Origin of the sequence: Marmoricola sp. URHB0036, assembly GCF_000426045.1 — a bacterium.
Lineage (GTDB): Bacteria > Actinomycetota > Actinomycetes > Propionibacteriales > Nocardioidaceae > Marmoricola.
In genome coordinates, this window is sequence record NZ_KE384490.1 from 293,012 (window position 1) to 309,682 (window position 16,671).

The following is a 16,671-nucleotide window of genomic DNA, read 5'->3' on the forward strand; positions in this document are numbered from 1 at the left end:
CTAGCGGGAGCCGCATGAGCCGAAACTAGGCGTCCAGACTGGCGTCGAGCAGGATCTCGGCCGCCGCCCGGGCCGTGGTGGCCGCGGAGGCGTCGTGGTCGAGGTTGCCCGAGGACGCGGCGCCGTCGTACAGCAGCTGGAGCTGGCGGCCCAGGATCTCGGGGTGCTGCGCTCCGGCCTCGGTGGCGAGCCGGGTGAACAGGGCGCGGAACCAGTCGCGGTAGCCGCGGGTGGCGTCCTCGACCAGACCACCGGGCTTGGACTCGGCACTGGCCGCGGCGAAGGCACACCCCCGGAACCCCGGCCTGCGCTGGGACTCGGCCTGGCTGTCGAACACCGCGAGCACCTGGTCGCGCGGGTTGTCCTGGGCCTCGATCGCGGCGGTGACGCGCGCGGTGGTGGTGGCCTGCCGGCCGAGGAGGTAGGCGTGCACGAGCTCCTCCTTGCTGCCGAAGGAGTTGTAGAGCGAGGCCTTCGCCACCCCGGCGTGCTCGATGACCCGGTCGATGCCGACGCTGTGCACGCCCTCCTGGTAGAAGAGCTCGTCGGCCGACGCCAGCAACCGGTCACGGGCTGACAGCTTCGGCTGGGTCGCGCTGCTGGGCATGTCGATCACTCTCCTGAACAGGTCTCTCGATGTTACCGAGCGCCCTGGCCGCACAGCTCTCGCGCGGCGACGGCCGGTGCCGGTGCGACGGCCGGGGTGGTGCGTCGTACGACGACGGTGAGCGCAGCGAGGGCCAGGGCCATCACCGCGAAGCCGTACTCGTACGACGTGGTCAGCAGACCGCCTCCGTCCACGACCAGGAAGCCGGCAGCGACGGCGGGGAGTCCCATCCCGAGGTAGGACACGATGTAGAGCACCGACAGCACGCCGGCCCGCTGGTGGGCCTCGAGCAACGGGATCACGGTGCGGATGCCGCCCTGGAACCCGCTGCCGAAGCCGACGCCGGCGACCGCGGTGCCGAGGAAGAACAGCGACGTCGAACCGGCGTCGATCGCGGTCAGCGTGATGGCCACCCCGGCGACCAGGGCGAGGATGCCCAGCGCCATCACGGCCCGGGGCTCCATCTCGCGCAGCACGTAGACAGCCGCGGCGGCCACGCCGGCGAGCACCGAGAGGGCCAGGCCCCCCATCACGATCGTGGTCGAGCCGGTGACCTCGTGCACGATGGCCGGACCGAGCGAGCCGTAGAACCCGGCCAGGGCCCAGACCGCGAACAGGACCGGCGCGGCTCCGAGCACGGCGCGTCGTGCGCTCCTCGGCAGGGCGAGGTCGGGGACCAGCGACTGCCGGGCACCCGGACGCCGCGTCACGGTCTCGGCCATGAGCACCACCCCGACCGCCTGCACGGCGAACACGGCGATGGCGGCGACGTAGACGAGGTGGGTCGGCGCGGGCAGGAACTGCACAACCAGCCCGGAGAGCAGCGCTCCTGTCGCGGTGCCGGCTCCGGGAGCCACCGAGTTGAGGACCGACCCGCGGGATCGGTCGAGGTCGAGGAGTCCGGCCCCGACGGCGCCGAGCGCGGCTCCGGTCGCGATCCCCTGGACGACCCGGGCCACCAGCAGCTCGGGTACGCCGGCCGCGGTCGTGAAGACCACCATCGCGACGCTCTGGCCGAGCAGGCCGGCCAGCAGGACCGGGCGCCGGCCGACGTGGTCGGAGAGCCGCCCCAGCATGAGCAGCGCGAGGAGCACCGCGACGGCGTACACCCCGAACACCACGGTGGTGGTGATCGGCGAGAAGCCCCACTCCGACTGGTAGACGGCGTACAGCGGGGTCGGGACGGCCGAGGCGGCCAGGAACGAGACCACCAGGGAGGTCAGCAGGACGAGGGACGCGGTCGTCGACAACTGAGTGCGGGCGATCGTGCGGGTCGAGGTCGTGGCGGACATCGGGAGCCCTTCGGTAGACAGGTCGGTCTACCAAAGACTAGACAGACCGGTCTGTCTAGTCAAGTCCTCATCGGCGCCGCGGACCGAACTGCGGCGCCACCTTCTGCAGCGCCGCCTCACGGGCAGCCTTGGTGTTGGCGTTGAACAGCAGGAACAGCTGTTCGACGCGTTCGCGGGCGAAGGTACGCCGGGGCGAGCTGGTCCAGGTCTGGTTGAACAACCGCTTCGCCGCGGAGAGCTGGTCCGGTGAGCGGGTCATCAGCTCGCGGGCGAGCTCCTCGGCCGCGGCCACCGGCTCGGCCGCCAGCTCGGTGACCAGGCCGAGGTCCTTGGCCTCCTTGCCGGAGAACATCTGCGCGGTCATGGTCAGGCGCTTGGCGGTGTCGATGCCGACCAGCTCGGCCAACGACCGGACCCCGGTCATGTCCGGGATGATCCCCCACCGCCCCTCGAGCACGGACCACTCCGAGTCGGGAGTGGCGATGCGGAAGTCGGCGGCCAGGGCGATCTGCAGGCCGCCGCCGTAGCAGTGGCCGTGCACCGCGGCGATCACCGGGACCGGCAACCGGCGCCACGCCCAGCACGCCTCCTGGAAGGTGTTGGTGCCGCGCCACGGCCGGGGGAGGAACGCCTCGACGACGCCGGCCGGCCGTTTCAGCACCGAGCCGAAGTCGAGCCCGGCGCAGAACGACGCGCCCTCCCCGCTGACCACGACCGCCCGCAGCGTGCGGTCCCGGCGCAGCTCACGCGCCGTGGCCACCAGCTCCTCGAGCGTCTGCAGCGTGAGTGCGTTCAGCTTCTCGGGCCGGGACAGCCGCACGTGTGCGATCCCGTCGACGACGGAGTGGGTGACCAGGGCGTTGGCGGTGCTCATGCCGCCTGATGTTACCGGCAGGTAGGCAACGGATCGGCTCAGGCGTCGACCGAGGACATGTCGCCGTAGCGGTCGCCGGCGACGGCGTCCCGGGGGACGGCCTGCTCGAGGGCCTGGAGGTCCTCGCTGGAGAGCTTGACGTCGGTGGCGGCGACGTTCTCCTCCAGGTAGCGCACCCGCTTGGTGCCCGGGATGGGGGCGACGTCGTCACCCTGGGCGAGCACCCAGGCGAGGGCCAGCTGTCCGGGCGTGCAGCCCTTCTCCCGCGCGATGGCGGTGACCTTCTCCACGAGGGTCAGGTTGGCGTCGAGGGCCTCGCCCTGGAACCGCGGGAAGTACGACGACCGCCGGTTGTCGCCCTCGCCGTCGGCACCCGAGTCGCGGGTGATCGTGCCGGTCAGCAGGCCTCGCCCCAGCGGGGAGTAGGGGACCAGCCCGATGCCGAGCTCCCGCAGGGTGCCGAGGATCTCGTCCTCGAGGTCGCGGGTGAACAGGGAGTACTCGCTCTGCAGGGCCGTGATCGGGTGCACGGCGTGGGCGCGGCGAATGGTGGCCGCACCCGCCTCGGACAGGCCGAGGTGCCGGACCTTGCCGGCCTCGACGAGCTCCTTCATGGCGCCGACGGTCTCCTCGATGGGGACGGTCTTGTCGACGCGGTGCTGGTAGTAGAGGTCGATGTGGTCGACGCCGAGCCGCTCGAGCGAGGCATCGCAGGCCCGGCGCACGTAGTCGGGCGACCCGTCGATGCCGAGCCGCTCGCCGTCGGGTCCGCGCACGTTGCCGAACTTGGTCGCGAGCTGGACCTCGTCGCGGCGGTCCTTGATCGCCCGGCCGACCAGCAGCTCGTTGGTGAACGGGCCGTACATGTCTGCGGTGTCGAGGAAGGTGACGCCGAGGTCGAGGGCGCGGTGGATGGTGTCGATGCCGCCCTGCTCGTCGGGAGTCCCGTAGAACTCCGACATCCCCATGCAGCCCAGCCCGAGGCTGGATACGGTGAGCGCGGCGTCGCCGGTTCCGAGAGTGCGTTGAGTGATCGTCATGTGTTCCACCCAACTCCTTCGAGTGCACTCGAAGTCAAGTCCGTCACGAGGCTTGTTCGAGCCTTCCCTCGTAGATGCCGATCTTGTGGTCGATCGCCCGCAGGTGGCCGGTCACCTCGGAGAGCTGGCGCTCGACCCGCTCGCGGTGGGCCTTGAGGAGTTCGAGACGCTCGGCCTCGTTGCCGTCGCCCTGACGGACGAGCGCGGCGTAGCGCCGTACGTCGCGCATCGGCATGCCTGTCGAGCGGAGCCGGGTGATCATCGCGATCCAGGTCAGGTCGCGGTCGGAGTAGCGACGGTGTCCGGAGGAGGATCGGTCGACCGACGCCAGCATCAGTCCGTCGCGCTCGTAGTAGCGCAAGGTGTGCGTGGTCAGTCCGGTCTGCTCGGCAGCCTGGGCGATGGTCAGCTCGGTCACCGCGCCACTCTCGCACTTCGAGTGCACTCCAATCAATCGAAGGGCGGCCGCTCGTACTCCTCGGTCGCGAACGGTCCGCCCACATGGGCACCCTCGGCGCGGTCGACCTCGGTCTCCGGCTCGGCCTCCACCTCCGCGGCGTACGTCTCGGCGTCGTCCTGGGGGTCATAGCCCAGCGCTCGACCGGGCGCGAGGTCCCACCAGCCACGGGTGTTCGCGGAGATGCCGTAGATGACCGCGAAGCCGGGGCTCGGCGCCTTCAGGGCGGCGTCGAACATCCGGACCGTGTCGTCGGGGGAGAGCCAGGTGGAGAGCTGCCGGCGGGTGGTCGGCCTCTCCAGGAACGACCCGATCCGGGTGCTGACCGCATCGATGCCGTAGCGGTCGACGTAGAGGTGCAGCAGCGCCTCGGCGGCCACCTTGCCGACGCCGTAGTGGGTGTCGGGGCGAGCGTTCGTGTCGGCTCCCAGCAGCACCGAGCGCGGGAGGCGGCCGACGGCGTGGTTGCTGGAGGCGTAGACGATGCGGGGTACGCCGTGGCGCCGCATCGCCTCGAGCAGCGCCCCGGTGGTCAGCACGTGGGAGCTCAGCGCATCGGGGAGGGAGGACTCGGTCGGGATCCCGGCGAGGTGGATCACCGCGTCGGGCCGGACCTCGGCCACCGCCTCGTCGACCGCGACCGGGTCGGTGCAGTCGACGGACAGGTCCGCGCCCTGGCCCGGTAGGTCGAGCCCGACCACCTCGTGGCCCAGCGCGGGCAACCGGTCGGAGAGGGTCGTGCCGAGCGCTCCCGCGGAGCCGGTGAGGAGGACCTTGGCCACTCAGTCCTCCTGGTCGGCGTCCGGGTCCTCGTCGTCCTCGAAGTCGGTGTCTCCGTCGTTGTCGGAGTTGTTGGGGTCCTCGGGGTCGCTGAACGGAGCAGGCTCGCTCTCGTCGTAGTCCTCGGAGTCGGTGAACTGGCCGCGATCGACGTCGAAGGTGCGGTCGGTGTTGTCGACCTCGGCGCCCTCGGGACGGTTGTCGGGGTCCAGCCGCTTCTCGCGCTCCTCCTCCATGTCCTGCTTGGTCTCGTCGTCGGGCTCCTTGTTCGGCTCGATGCCGAGGCTCCGACCGGCGCGCTCGTCGGTGTCGATGCCACCGTCGTCGAGGATGCTGCCGCCCTCGCCGCCGGATCCCTTGTCGTCGTCGTCGCTCATCGGGTCCCTCCCAGGTCTGTGTGCCTCATGGGTATCCGGGCGGTCGAGACGCTGTCAACGCGGTCGAACCGATCGCGGACACCCAGCTCAGATCCGCGGCACGATCCGGCCGAGCAGCTCGCCCATCCGGGTCGCGGCCGAGCGGCCCGCCTCGAGGACCTCTGCGTGGTTGAGCGGCTCACCGGTGATGCCGGCGGCGAGGTTGGTGACCAGGCTGATGCCGAGCACCTCCATCCCGGCTTCGCGGGCGGCGATCGCCTCGAGCGTCGTGCTCATGCCGACGAGGGTGCCGCCGATCGCCCGCACCATGCCGATCTCGGCGGGGGTCTCGTAGTGCGGGCCGGGGAACTGCACGTAGACGCCCTCGTCGAGCGACGGGTCGACCTCCTGGCACAGCGCGCGCAGCCGCGGGCTGTAGAGGTCGGTGAGGTCGACAAAGTTGGCGCCCTCGATCGCGGAGGTCGCGGTGAGGTTGATGTGGTCGCTGATCAGGACCGGCGTGCCGGGGGACCAGCGCTCGTCGAGCCCGCCGCAGCCGTTGGTCAGCACGACCGTCGAGCACCCCGCAGCGGCGGCGGTGCGGACTCCGTGCACGACCGCGCGCACGCCGAGCCCCTCGTAGAAGTGGGTCCGGCCGAGGAACACCAGCAGGTTCTTCTCGCCGGCCCGGACCGAGCGGATCTTCCCGGAGTGGCCGGCCACCGCGGGGGCGGCGAAACCGGGCAGGTCCGTCGTACTGATCTCGGCGACCGCCTCACCCAGTGCGTCCACCGCGGGCAGCCACCCGGATCCCATGACCAGGGCGACGTCATGGCGCTCGACCCCGGTCTTCTCGGCCAGCACCCGGGCGGCCTCGGTCGCGGCTTCGGTGTGGGTCTGGGTCACGGGAGGAGCGTAGTGCCGTCCGGTCAGCCCCCGAAGTTCGACCGGCAGGGGCGCGAGCGGAGGGCCGCGACGTAGTCGGCCGGGGCGTCGGCGGCCTCGGCGGCGTCCGCGAGCACGCCGAGATAGCTGGCCGACGGGAGACCGCCCTCGAAGGCGTCGAGGACGTAGACCCAGGCCACCGCCTCCTCGTCCATGGTGGAGACGCGGACCTTGGTCTTGCGGAACAGGCCGGTGTCGGCGGACTCCCAGCCGTCGAGGGCGGCGACGTCCTCGTCGGTGACGTCGTAGATCGCCACGAAGACCTGCTCGAAGGGGTCCTGCACGATCGTGGCCAGGGCGCCGTCCCAGCCGTGCTCCTCACCGCCGAAGGTGAGCCGCCAGCCCTCGAGCCAGCCGGTCTCGCGGAGGGGGGAGTGCGGGCAGCGCTCGCCCATCCGGGCGGGATCGAGGTTGGTCCCGTAGGCGGCGTACAAGGTCACGGGGGAAGACTAAGGGGACTCAGCCGGGTCGCGGCAATGCGACACAATGACCGGGTGAGCACACCTAACTTCGGGCAACCCGACCGGGTCGTGATCGTGGGCGGTGGACCGGGCGGCTACGAGGCGGCTCTGGTCGCGGCCCAGCTCGGCGCAACGGTGACGGTCGTCGACTCCGACGGGCTGGGTGGCTCGGCCGTGGTGACCGACTGCGTGCCGAGCAAGACGCTGATCGCGACAGCGGAGCTGATGACCGACCTGTCCGGGGCGCCCGAGCTCGGGGTCTCCTTCGAGGACCACGAGGGCGACTCCGCGGACCACGTGGTCGTCGACCTCGACCGGGTCAACCGCCGGGTCATGAAGCTGGCCGCCGACCAGTCGGCCGACATCGGCCGCCGGCTCGAGCGCGAAGGCGTGAGGGTGGTGCGTGGTTTCGGGCGCCTCGACGGCACCGACCGGGTGGTGGTCGAGCTGACCGAGGGCGGTACCGAGACGATCGAGGCCGACGCCGTGCTGCTCGCGACCGGGGCCGCGCCACGAACGCTCCCGACCGCCGAGCCGGACGGCGAGCGGATCCTCACCTGGGAGCAGGTCTACGACCTCACCGAGGCGCCGAGCAGGCTGATCGTCGTCGGGTCCGGTGTGACCGGCGCCGAGTTCGCGAGCGCCTACATGTCACTCGGCATCGAGGTCGTGCTGGTCTCCTCGCGCGACCGCGTGCTGCCCGGCGAGGACGCCGACGCCGCCACCGTGCTCGAGGACGTGCTCAAGCGCCGCGGCATGGAGGTCCTCTCGAAGTCGCGGATGGAGTCGGTCACGCGTGCCGGCGACGAGGTGACGGTCACCCTCACCGACGGCCGCACCGTGCAGGGCTCGCACTGCCTGCTGGCGCTCGGCTCGGTCCCGAAGACCGCCGAACTCGGCCTCGAGACGGCCGGGGTGGTGCTCGACGAGGGCGGCTTCGTGCGCGTCGACCGGGTCTCTCGGACCTCCGCCCGTGGGGTGTACGCCGCTGGCGACTGCACCGGGGTGCTGATGCTCGCCAGCGTGGCCGCCATGCAGGGCCGGATCGCGATGTGGCACTTCCTCGGCGACGCGGTCACGCCCCTCGACCTGAAGCAGGTCTCATCCAACGTCTTCACCGCCCCCGAGATCGCCACGGTCGGCTGGCAGCAGAAGGCGATCGACGCGGGGGAGATCCCGGCCGAGACGGTCCGCCTCGACCTGGCCGGCAACCCGCGGGCCAAGATGCAGGGCGTGCACGACGGCTTCGTGAAACTGTTCTGCCGGCCCGGCACCGGGATCATCATCGGCGGAGTGGTCGTCGGCCCGCGCGCCAGCGAGCTGGTGCACCCCATCTCGATCGCCGTGGCCGAGTCGCTGACCGTCGACCAGATGGCACACGCCTTCACCGTCTATCCCTCGATGAGCGGGTCCATCGCCGAGGCGGCGCGACGGCTGCACCACGGGCCGACGTAAATGACAAGAATGTAATTCATGGACGATTTCCCGGCATATTTAGAAACCGGGCAAATCGATTATCGACGCGTGCCATTCTGTGCGAGTTCGCTCATTTCCCACTGGTCACTGGGGTCACACAGATGTCACGCTCCGCACGGCTCGTCCCGGCCGCGACCGCCGGGCTGGCACTGCTCGCCACCCTGCTCGTCGTCGCCCCCCCCGGACAGGCCTCCAGGACGGTCTCGGAGGCCTACACCGTGCCGGCCAGCGGCAAGCTCGCCCTGACCGGGCACGGCTTCGGCCACGGCCACGGGATGTCGCAGTACGGCGCCCAGGGAGCCGCGCTCAAGGGGCTGACCTACCAGCAGATCCTGGCCTTCTACTACCCGGGCACGGCTCTCGGCAACGCGACCGGGTCGATCCGGGTGCTGATCACGGCCGACACCGACAACGACGTCCGGGTGGTGCCGGCCAGCGGGCTCGCCGTACGACAGGCGGGCAGTGCGACGTCGTACGCCGTCCCCACCAACGTCGGGGCCACCACCTGGCGGTTGGTGGCCTCGGGTTCCAACACCGTGGTGCAGTACGCCAACGGTGGCTGGAAGAGCTGGAAGACCCTCGCCGGTGACGCCGAGTTCTTCGGTCCGGCCTCGCTCACCCTCCGCGTTGCCGGCACCACGCGCGCCTATCGCGGCGCCCTCCGGCTCAGCAACTCCAACACCGTCAATGTGCTCGGGCTCGACGCCTACGTGCAGGGCGTGATCCCACGCGAGATGCCGACCTCGTGGCAGCCCGCGGCCGTGCGCGCGCAGGCCGTCGCCGCGCGTACCTACGGCGTCTTCGACCGCAACGCGCACCCGACGCGCTACTACGACACCTGCGACACCACCTCCTGCCAGGTTTACGGCGGCATCGGTGACGAGGACTCGCGCGGCAACGCGGCCGCGACCGCCACCGCCGGCAAGATCCTGCGCTACTCCGGCCAGCCGGCCTTCACCCAGTTCGCCTCGAGCAACGGCGGCTGGATGTCCGCCGGTGGGCAGCCCTACCTCGTCTCCAAGGCCGACCCCTACGACGGCTTCAACGGCAATCCGATGCACACCTGGACGACCAGCCTCACCCAGGGTGCGGTCCAGAAGGCCTACCCTTCGCTGGGCACTCTCAAGCGGGTGCTGGTGACCCGCCGCGACGGCAACGGTGACTGGTACGGCCGCGTCGAGCAGCTCAAGCTCGACGGCTCCAAGGCCGATGTCACGTTGAGCGGTGACGCGTTCCGCTCGAAGTTCGGGCTGCGTTCCAGCTGGTTCCGCTTCGGATCCGGGTCGAGTGCCCCGGTACCGACACCCGCCCCCGACGCACAGGCCACCCCCATCCACCGCCGCTGGCTGGCGATCGGCGGCGCCTCCTCGGTCGTCGGAGCGCAGAAGGGCGCGGAGTACGCCGTCGCCGGCGGTCGAGCCCAGCGCTTCGCCAAGGGACGCATCTTCTACAAGGCCGGTCTCGGCGCGCACGAGGAGTTCGGCCGCGTGCTCACCGTCTACGTACGCCGCGGTGCGGCGACCTCGAAGCTCGGCTTCCCACTGACCCGACCGCAGCGTGCCGGCAAGCGGGTGAAGGCCCGGTTCGAGCACGGCACGATCTCGGTGCGCCGGCACGGCAAGCCGAGGGCGATCGTCACCTTCACGTCCTGACGCCGACTGTCGGTGCGCGACGCTAGCGTCGGCGCATGGTCGACGCTGACGCCGTACGCCGCGTCGGCCTCGCCCTGCCGCGCACCTACGAGGCGTTCATCGCTCGCCGCTGGAAGCTCAAGGTGCGCCAGCTCGTCTACGTCGCGTTCTCCCGCGACGAGACCGCGATGGGGTTCGGCTACCCGAGAGACGCTCGCGACAGCCTGATCGCGTCCGACCCGGAGACCTTCTTCCTGCCGCCGACCTCCGACCTGCGCTACCAGTGGGTGTGCGCCCATCTCGACCGCCTCGACGAGGTCGAGACGCGCGAGCTGGTCACCGACGCCTGGCGCATGTGCGTGCCGCAGATGCTGCACGACCTCCCCGATCAGCCGGACCCGGTCGCCGCCGCGTGGTGGGCGATGGACGAGCAGCGGTGGGACGACCTGAGGCCGCTGCTGCATCCTCACCTGCACTGGAAGGACCGCCACGGCGAGCTCCGCGGTCGCTCCCGCGCGCTCGACCACCTGCGCGGCTCACCGACGCCGAGACCGCCCGCCGACGTGGAGATCCGCGACGGTCAGGTCTACCGCTGGACGGCGTGACCCGTGTCGGCCGACATCGGCCGACACGGGCTCCCGCTGAAGTCGCCTGCGTAGTAACCGCGGTGGTGCTGGACCGGCCCGGTGAACACTCCGGATTCGATCTCGATGTCGATGGTTGCGGCCATGGTGCTCACCTCCTGGGCTGTGGTTGCTCTCGGAAGTAGAGACCCGCGGCCCGGGAAGAACTCATCGCTCGCGGCGCTGGTAGGACCCGGGTGGTACGCCGATGAGGTCAGTGAACTCGCGGGTGAAGTGGGCCTGGTCGAACCAGCCGTACTTGGCGGCGAGATCGGCCAGCGACCCGCCGTACCCCGCGTCGAGGTCGGTCACCACGTCGTGCATCCGGTAGCGGGACAGCACCCACTTGGGGGTCACGCCGACGTAGCGCTCGAAGAGCCGTTGCAGCGTGCGGGTGCCCACCCCACAGCGTTGCTCGACCTCGGCCACGCGCAGCAGCGACCGGTCGGCCAGCATGGCGGCGATCACCTCGAGCAGGAGCAGGTAGTCGTCGGTGGGAGTGGTGGCCAACCGGGCGAGTGCGTCGTCGAAGGTCTCCCGGCCACCGTCGGTGCCTGCCAGGTCGCGCAGGGCGTCGGTGGTCGCCGGATCGAAGACGGTGGTGGCCGCCACGGTGACGTCGCGCAGGTCGCGGGCATGCGCCCCGGTGAGGGCGGCCAGGCCACCGGGACGGAACTTGGCGGCGTACACCCAGCCCGCGCCGCGAATGGTCACGTCGAAGCGTCGGGTCACCACTCCCGTGACCACGACGGGGTCGTCGTCGACTCCGTCGCGCCTGATGCCGCGCTCGACACTGAGGTTGCACGCCGGGTGCGGCAGCGTCGAGCTGAGGTAGGAGGTGTCGGGTGGCAGGTCCCACCGCAGTGACCAGTAGTTCTCCACCCACGGAGCCAGCTGTGCCGAGCACTCCGCGCGCTCGAGCGTGACGTGTTGCGCCAGCTGGTCGGGCGGAGCACGCCGGCGGACGTGGCGGTCGGCGTACGGCGGGGGTCGGGCACAGGTCGAGGATGCCTCAGTCGTCCGACAGTCCGGTCCACATCCCGATGCGGAAGACCACGAACTCGGCCGGTCGTAGCGGCGCGATGCCGACGTGGACGATGAGCCGGCCGTTGTCGAGGTCGTTCTGGGTCATCGTGGTGCGGTCGACCTTCACGAAGAAGGCCTCCTCGGGCGTGGTGCCGACGAGCCGGTTGTCGCGCCACAGGAGGGTGAGGAACTCGACGACCTGTTCGCGGACGAGAGCCCAGGTGTGCTTGTCGTTCGGCTCGAAGACCACCCAGCCCAGACCGTTGTCGATGGAGCGCTCGACGTACGCCGGGAGTTGACGCGGGTCCACCTGCTTCCATGCCGAGTCGCCGGCGCGGATGGGGATCGGGTGGGCCGGCAGCTCCTCGATGTTGAAGTGGGGGTTGAGCCATTCGGTCACCACGCCAGTCTGCCCTCCTGCCGTGACCCTGTCGCGTTTCTCCTATCGGGTACGACGGGACACGGCGAGTCTGGGAGGACGACGCAACAACCGAGAAGGAGACACGATGAGCACCCCCACTGCCCGCCTTGCCATGGTCACCCTGGACTGTGCCGACGCCGAGTCCAGCGCCGCCTTCTGGTCAGCGATGCTCGGCTGGGACGTGGCGCACTCCGAGCGCGACTACGCGATGCTCACCGGGCCCGACCACGCACTCGGGTTCGGTCGCGTGGAGGACTACCAGCCGCCGGCGTGGCCCAACGACCACGGCAGCAAGCAGTTCCACTTCGACCTCGCGGTCGAGGATCTCGACTCCGCCCAGGAGCAGGCCGTCTCGATCGGCGCGACCGTGGCCGACCCGCAGCCGGGCGACACCTGGCGCGTCCTGCTGGACCCCTCCGGTCACCCGTTCTGCCTGACCAAGGCCGAGAACTGGGGCTGAGCCCACGAACAGCTAGGAGAGCACCAGCACCAGGTCGCCGCCCTCGACCTGCTGGGTGCCGGTGAAGGCGAGGCGGTCGACGGTGCCGGCCCTGGGCGCGGTGATCGAGGCCTCCATCTTCATCGCCTCGATCGTCGCGACCACCTGGCCCTGGTCGACCGTGTCGCCCTCGCCGACCTGGAGGGTGACCACCCCGTCGAAGGGGGCCGGCACCTGGCTGTCGTCCTTGAGATCGGCCTTCTCCTGGGCGGCGACCTTCGACTCGACCGACTTGTCGCGCACGTTGATCGGGCGCATCTGGCCGTTGATGGTGGCCAGCACGCTGCGGTAGCCGCGCTCGTCGGCCTCGCTGATCGCCTGCAGGCCGAGGATCAGTCGCTTGCCCTCCTCGATGTCGACCACGTGCTCCTCGCCGGAGCGCAGTCCGTAGAGGTAGTCGGTGGTCCGCAGCACCGAGACGTCGCCGTACGTCGCCAGCGACTCGTCGTAGCTCCGGGTGGGGCCGGGGAACAGCAGCTGGTTGAGGGTGTGGCGACGGTCGGTGCCGGCCAGCGCCTCGGACTGCTCCTCGGTGAGCTCGCCGACGGGCTGCTTCCAGGTGCGTCCGGCCAGCGCCTTCTCGCGGAACGGCTCGGGCCAGCCGCCGGGCGGGTCGCCGAGCTCACCGGAGAGGAAGCCGATGACGGAGTCGGGGATGTCGAACTTCGAGGGGTTCTCCTCGAACTCCTTCGGGTCGGCGCCGACGGCCACGAGGTGCAGCGCCAGGTCGCCCACCACCTTCGAGGACGGAGTCACCTTGACGATGTTGCCGAGGATGTCGTTGGCGGCGGCGTACATGTCCTCGATCTGCTCGAACTTCTCACCGAGCCCGAGAGCCACCGCCTGCTGGCGCAGGTTGGAGAGCTGGCCGCCCGGGATCTCGTGGGTGTAGACCCGGCCGGTCGGCGAGGCGAGGCCCGACTCGAACGGCGCGTAGACGCGGCGGGTGGCCTCCCAGTAGGGCTCGAGCGCGCAGACGGCCTCCAGGTCGAGCCCGGTCTCGCGGTCGGAGTGGTCGGTGGAGGCGACCAGGGAGGAGAGCGCCGGCTGCGACGTCGTACCGGCCATCGAGGCGGTGGCGGCGTCGACCGCGTCCACACCGGCGTCGATCGCGGCGAGCAGGGTGCCGAGCTGGCCACCGGGAGTGTCGTGGGTGTGCAGGTGCACCGGCAGGTCGAAGCGATCGCGCAGCGCGGTGACGAGGGTGCGCGCCGCCGGGGCGCGGAGCAGTCCCGCCATGTCCTTGATCGCGAGCACGTGGGCCCCGGCGTCGACGATGCGTTCGGCCAGGCCGAGGTAGTAGTCGAGCGTGTAGAGCTTCTCGTCCGGGCTGGAGAGGTCGCCGGTGTAGCAGAGCGCGACCTCGGCGATCGCCGTACCCGTCTCGCGGACCGCCTCGATGGCCGGCCGCATCTGCTCCACGTCGTTGAGGGCGTCGAAGATGCGGAAGATGTCGATGCCGGTCTCGGCGGCCTCCGCCACGAACGCGTTGGTGACCGCGGTGGGGTACGGCGTGTAGCCGACGGTGTTGCGACCGCGCAGCAGCATCTGCAGGCAGATGTTGGGCACCGCCTGGCGCAACCTGGCCAGCCGGTCCCAGGGGTCCTCGGTGAGGAAGCGCAGCGCCACGTCGTACGTCGCCCCGCCCCAGGCCTCGAGGCTGAGCAGCTCCGGCGTCATCCGCGAGACGTGTCCGGCGACGGCCAGCAGGTCGCTGGTGCGGACCCGGGTGGCGAGCAGCGACTGATGGGCGTCGCGGAAGGTCGTGTCGGTGACGCCGACCCGCTGCTGCTGACGCAGGTCGGCGGCGAAGCGCTCCGGACCGAGCGTGAGCAGCGCCTGGCGGGAGCCGTCGGGCGCGGGCACGTCGAGGTCGATGTCCGGCAGCTTGCTGACCGGGTCGACGCTGACCGGCGCCTCGCCGTACGGCTTGTTGACCGTGACCTCGGCCAACCAGGTGAGCAGGCGGGTGCCGCGGTCGGCGTTGGGCCGCGCCTTGAGCAGGTCTGGGTGCTGCTCGATGAAGCTGGTGGTCACCCGGCCGGCACGGAAGTCGGGCTCGTCGAGCAGCGCGATCAGGAACGGGATGTTGGTGGCGACACCCCGGATCCGGAACTCGGTCACCGCGCGGCGTGCCTTGCGGACGGCGTCCTCGAAGGTGCGTCCGCGGCAGGTGAGCTTGGCCAGCATCGAGTCGAAGTGGGCGGAGATCTCGGCACCGGTGTACGTCGTACCGCCGTCCAGGCGAACGCCGCCGCCGCCGGGGGAGCGGTACGTCGTGATCTTGCCGGTGTCCGGCCGGAAGCCGTTGGAGGGGTCCTCGGTGGTGATCCGGCACTGCAGCGCCGCGCCACGCAGGCGCACCGTGTCCTGGCTCAGGCCGAGGTCCTCGAGGGTCTCGCCGGCCGCGATGCGCATCTGCGACTGCACCAGGTCGACGTCGGTGACCTCCTCGGTCACGGTGTGCTCGACCTGGATGCGGGGGTTCATCTCGATGAAGACGTAGTTGCCCTCGGGGTCGAGCAGGAACTCCACGGTGCCCGCGTTGCGGTAGCCGATCTGCTCGGCGAACCGCACGGCGTCGGCGCACATGCGCTCGCGGATCCCGGGGTCGAGGTTGGGAGCTGGCGCGATCTCGACCACCTTCTGGTGGCGGCGCTGCACCGAGCAGTCGCGCTCGAAGAGGTGGATCACGTTGCCCTCACCGTCGGCGAGGATCTGCACCTCGATGTGGCGCGGGTCGACCACCGCCTCCTCGATGAACACGGTCGGGTCGCCGAAGGCGCCCTCGGCCTCGCGCATGCAGGTGTCGATGGCGTCCTTGAGGTCCTTCTCCTCGTCGACCTTGCGCATCCCTCGCCCGCCGCCACCGGCGACCGCCTTCACGAACAGCGGGTAGGAGAGGTCGCCGGCCGCCGCCATCAGGGCGTCGAGGTCGTCGTTGGGCTCGACCGACTTCAGCGTGGGTACGCCGGCCTCCTTGGCCGCCGCGATGGCCCGGGCCTTGTTGCCGGTCAGCTCGAGGACGTCGGAGGTCGGGCCGATGAACGTGATGCCCGCGTTGGTGCACGCCTCGGCCAGGTGAGGGTTCTCGGACAGGAAGCCGTAGCCGGGGTAGACGGCGTCGGCTCCCGCCTTGAGGGCGACCTCGACGATGGCGTCGGGGTCGAGGTAGGCCCGGACCGGGTGCCCGGGCTCGCCGATCTGGTAGGCCTCGTCGGCCTTCATCCGGTGCTCGGACCAGCGGTCCTCGTAGGGGAAGACCGCGACCGTGCGGGCGCCCATCTCCGTCGACGCGCGGAACGCCCGGATGGCGATCTCGCCACGGTTGGCCACCAGGATCTTGGAGAACATGGGTCGAGGCTAGTGCTGGCTCATTTCAGGCGTGCAAACCGGCGCAGACCCGTGCTGCAACGTAGCCTTGCCCCATGACGAGCCAGGCGAACGACCCCGCGGAGTTCCTGCCGCGGCGACGGCCGTCGCAGGAGCGGAGCCGGCGCCGGTTCGACGAGATCCTCCGGGCCGCGCGGGCGCTCCTGGTCGAGGTGGGCTTCGAGTCGTTCACCTCCGAGCAGGTGGCGCTGCGGGCCGGCGTACCGATCGGGTCGCTGTACCAGTTCTTCGGCAACAAGTACGCCATCATCTGCGAGCTCGACCGGCTCGACACCGTCAACGTGCAGGCCGAGCTGGAGAAGTTCGCCGGCGAGATCCCGAGCCTCGACTGGCTCGAGCTGCTCGACAAGCTGCTCGACCACCTGGCCATCCTCTGGCGCACCGACCCGTCGCGACGGGCGGTGTGGCTGGCGATGCAGGCGACGCCGCCGACGCGGGCCATCGCCGCCGAGCACGAGCGCGACCTCGCCTCCCAGGTGACCCGGCTGCTCGCGCCGCTGACCCCCGGCTCCAAGATCAGCGACCGGCAGTCGATCGCCGAGGTCATCGTGCACGTGACCTACTCGATGCTGAATTTCTCGATCCGCGACGGGCAGTCGCACCCGGACGCCGTCGTCCAGCTCAAGACGCTGCTGACCGGCTATCTGATGGCTGCCGAGTCCGAGGCCGCCAAGAAGCGCACCCTGGCCTGAACGAACGCCTGAGACGAACGCCACGCCCGAACCTGCTATGTGACTCGCGCGTAACCCCTCGCCCGTGTCACGGTGGACCCAATGCGAGACCTGCCTCG

18 protein-coding genes are annotated in these 16,671 nt (G+C 70.6%); 5 read left to right on the plus strand and 13 right to left on the minus strand.

Annotated elements, in window-relative coordinates; translation table 11 throughout:
* Positions 1-25: 25 nt before the first annotated feature.
* The 9 genes from H976_RS0121705 to H976_RS0121745 all read right to left on the minus strand — a co-directional run bounded on the left by H976_RS0121705 (position 26) and on the right by H976_RS0121745 (position 6,791).
* Entirely contained in the window at positions 26-607 is a 582-nt protein-coding gene (locus H976_RS0121705; RefSeq protein WP_027863235.1) for a TetR/AcrR family transcriptional regulator, read from the minus strand.
* Positions 608-639: 32 nt separating this feature from the next.
* Positions 640-1,920 carry an MFS transporter gene (locus H976_RS27930; RefSeq protein WP_304412366.1) on the minus strand — a complete coding sequence of 427 codons (1,281 nt, stop codon included), beginning with the start codon at positions 1,918-1,920 and terminating at the stop codon, positions 640-642.
* A 46-nt stretch (positions 1,921-1,966) separates the two neighbouring features.
* Positions 1,967-2,773: a crotonase/enoyl-CoA hydratase family protein gene (locus H976_RS0121715; RefSeq protein ID WP_036227646.1), complete on the minus strand. Its 807-nt coding sequence runs from the start codon at positions 2,771-2,773 to the stop codon at positions 1,967-1,969.
* A gap of 38 nt (positions 2,774-2,811) precedes the next feature.
* A complete protein-coding gene (locus H976_RS0121720; protein WP_027863237.1) occupies positions 2,812-3,813 on the minus strand; it encodes an aldo/keto reductase in 1,002 nt (333 codons plus the stop codon).
* 43 nt (positions 3,814-3,856) lie between these two features.
* On the minus strand, positions 3,857-4,231 hold the full coding sequence (locus H976_RS0121725; RefSeq protein ID WP_027863238.1) for a MerR family transcriptional regulator: 375 nt from the start codon (positions 4,229-4,231) through the stop codon (positions 3,857-3,859).
* A gap of 32 nt (positions 4,232-4,263) precedes the next feature.
* Positions 4,264-5,052 carry an NAD(P)-dependent oxidoreductase gene (locus H976_RS0121730; protein WP_027863239.1) on the minus strand — a complete coding sequence of 263 codons (789 nt, stop codon included), beginning with the start codon at positions 5,050-5,052 and terminating at the stop codon, positions 4,264-4,266.
* Positions 5,053-5,427, minus strand: coding sequence for a hypothetical protein (locus H976_RS0121735; RefSeq protein ID WP_027863240.1), 375 nt, complete (start codon positions 5,425-5,427; stop codon positions 5,053-5,055). It abuts the gene before it with no gap.
* Positions 5,428-5,514: 87 nt separating this feature from the next.
* Complete coding sequence (locus H976_RS0121740) at positions 5,515-6,312, minus strand: purine-nucleoside phosphorylase (RefSeq protein ID WP_027863241.1); 798 nt, start codon at positions 6,310-6,312, stop codon at positions 5,515-5,517.
* Between the two features lie 23 nt (positions 6,313-6,335).
* Positions 6,336-6,791, minus strand: coding sequence for a gamma-glutamylcyclotransferase family protein (locus H976_RS0121745; RefSeq protein WP_027863242.1), 456 nt, complete (start codon positions 6,789-6,791; stop codon positions 6,336-6,338).
* Positions 6,792-6,845: 54 nt separating this feature from the next.
* On the opposite strand from H976_RS0121745, the gene H976_RS0121750 reads away from it, so the two are divergent.
* The 3 genes from H976_RS0121750 (at position 6,846) to H976_RS30495 (ending at position 10,524) form a co-directional block, all read left to right on the plus strand.
* Positions 6,846-8,267: an NAD(P)H-quinone dehydrogenase gene (locus tag H976_RS0121750; RefSeq protein ID WP_231389014.1), complete on the plus strand. Its 1,422-nt coding sequence runs from the start codon at positions 6,846-6,848 to the stop codon at positions 8,265-8,267.
* Between the two features lie 122 nt (positions 8,268-8,389).
* A complete protein-coding gene (locus H976_RS27935) occupies positions 8,390-9,940 on the plus strand; it encodes a SpoIID/LytB domain-containing protein (RefSeq protein ID WP_051277307.1) in 1,551 nt (516 codons plus the stop codon).
* Positions 9,941-9,975: 35 nt separating this feature from the next.
* Positions 9,976-10,524 carry an MmcQ/YjbR family DNA-binding protein gene (locus tag H976_RS30495; RefSeq protein WP_196804177.1) on the plus strand — a complete coding sequence of 183 codons (549 nt, stop codon included), beginning with the start codon at positions 9,976-9,978 and terminating at the stop codon, positions 10,522-10,524.
* Here H976_RS30495 and H976_RS30220 read toward each other — a convergent pair.
* The 3 genes from H976_RS30220 to H976_RS0121775 form a co-directional block, all read right to left on the minus strand.
* Complete coding sequence (locus H976_RS30220) at positions 10,506-10,649, minus strand: hypothetical protein (protein ID WP_155918637.1); 144 nt, start codon at positions 10,647-10,649, stop codon at positions 10,506-10,508. The two genes, H976_RS30495 and H976_RS30220, sit on opposite strands and share 19 nt — an antisense overlap.
* Before the next feature lie 61 nt (positions 10,650-10,710).
* Positions 10,711-11,481 carry a DUF6597 domain-containing transcriptional factor gene (locus tag H976_RS0121770; RefSeq protein WP_369759047.1) on the minus strand — a complete coding sequence of 257 codons (771 nt, stop codon included), beginning with the start codon at positions 11,479-11,481 and terminating at the stop codon, positions 10,711-10,713.
* Between the two features lie 73 nt (positions 11,482-11,554).
* A complete protein-coding gene (locus H976_RS0121775; RefSeq protein ID WP_196804179.1) occupies positions 11,555-11,968 on the minus strand; it encodes a phage tail sheath family protein in 414 nt (137 codons plus the stop codon).
* A 106-nt stretch (positions 11,969-12,074) separates the two neighbouring features.
* Between H976_RS0121775 and H976_RS0121780 the strand changes: the two genes are divergently transcribed.
* Entirely contained in the window at positions 12,075-12,449 is a 375-nt protein-coding gene (locus H976_RS0121780) for a VOC family protein (RefSeq protein WP_027863246.1), read from the plus strand.
* 12 nt (positions 12,450-12,461) lie between these two features.
* Here the strand turns inward: H976_RS0121780 and H976_RS0121785 are convergent, their stop codons facing one another.
* On the minus strand, positions 12,462-15,842 hold the full coding sequence (locus H976_RS0121785) for a pyruvate carboxylase (protein ID WP_027863247.1): 3,381 nt from the start codon (positions 15,840-15,842) through the stop codon (positions 12,462-12,464).
* A gap of 74 nt (positions 15,843-15,916) precedes the next feature.
* On the opposite strand from H976_RS0121785, the gene H976_RS0121790 reads away from it, so the two are divergent.
* On the plus strand, positions 15,917-16,573 hold the full coding sequence (locus tag H976_RS0121790) for a TetR/AcrR family transcriptional regulator (RefSeq protein ID WP_027863248.1): 657 nt from the start codon (positions 15,917-15,919) through the stop codon (positions 16,571-16,573).
* Positions 16,574-16,671: the final 98 nt, after the last annotated feature.

What these genes read in the sequence shown, in the direction of transcription:
- H976_RS0121735 (WP_027863240.1), bottom strand. Translation starts at nt 5,427, where the DNA reads ATGAGCGACGACGACGACAAGGGATCCGGCGGCGAGGGCGGCAGCATC.
- H976_RS0121705 (WP_027863235.1), bottom strand. Translation starts at nt 607, where the DNA reads ATGCCCAGCAGCGCGACCCAGCCGAAGCTGTCAGCCCGTGACCGGTTG.
- H976_RS30495 (WP_196804177.1), top strand. Translation starts at nt 9,976, where the DNA reads ATGGTCGACGCTGACGCCGTACGCCGCGTCGGCCTCGCCCTGCCGCGC.
- H976_RS0121780 (WP_027863246.1), top strand. Translation starts at nt 12,075, where the DNA reads ATGAGCACCCCCACTGCCCGCCTTGCCATGGTCACCCTGGACTGTGCC.
- H976_RS0121785 (WP_027863247.1), bottom strand. Translation starts at nt 15,842, where the DNA reads ATGTTCTCCAAGATCCTGGTGGCCAACCGTGGCGAGATCGCCATCCGG.
- H976_RS0121715 (WP_036227646.1), bottom strand. Translation starts at nt 2,773, where the DNA reads ATGAGCACCGCCAACGCCCTGGTCACCCACTCCGTCGTCGACGGGATC.
- H976_RS0121720 (WP_027863237.1), bottom strand. Translation starts at nt 3,813, where the DNA reads ATGACGATCACTCAACGCACTCTCGGAACCGGCGACGCCGCGCTCACC.
- H976_RS30220 (WP_155918637.1), bottom strand. Translation starts at nt 10,649, where the DNA reads ATGGCCGCAACCATCGACATCGAGATCGAATCCGGAGTGTTCACCGGG.
- H976_RS0121790 (WP_027863248.1), top strand. Translation starts at nt 15,917, where the DNA reads ATGACGAGCCAGGCGAACGACCCCGCGGAGTTCCTGCCGCGGCGACGG.
- H976_RS27935 (WP_051277307.1), top strand. Translation starts at nt 8,390, where the DNA reads ATGTCACGCTCCGCACGGCTCGTCCCGGCCGCGACCGCCGGGCTGGCA.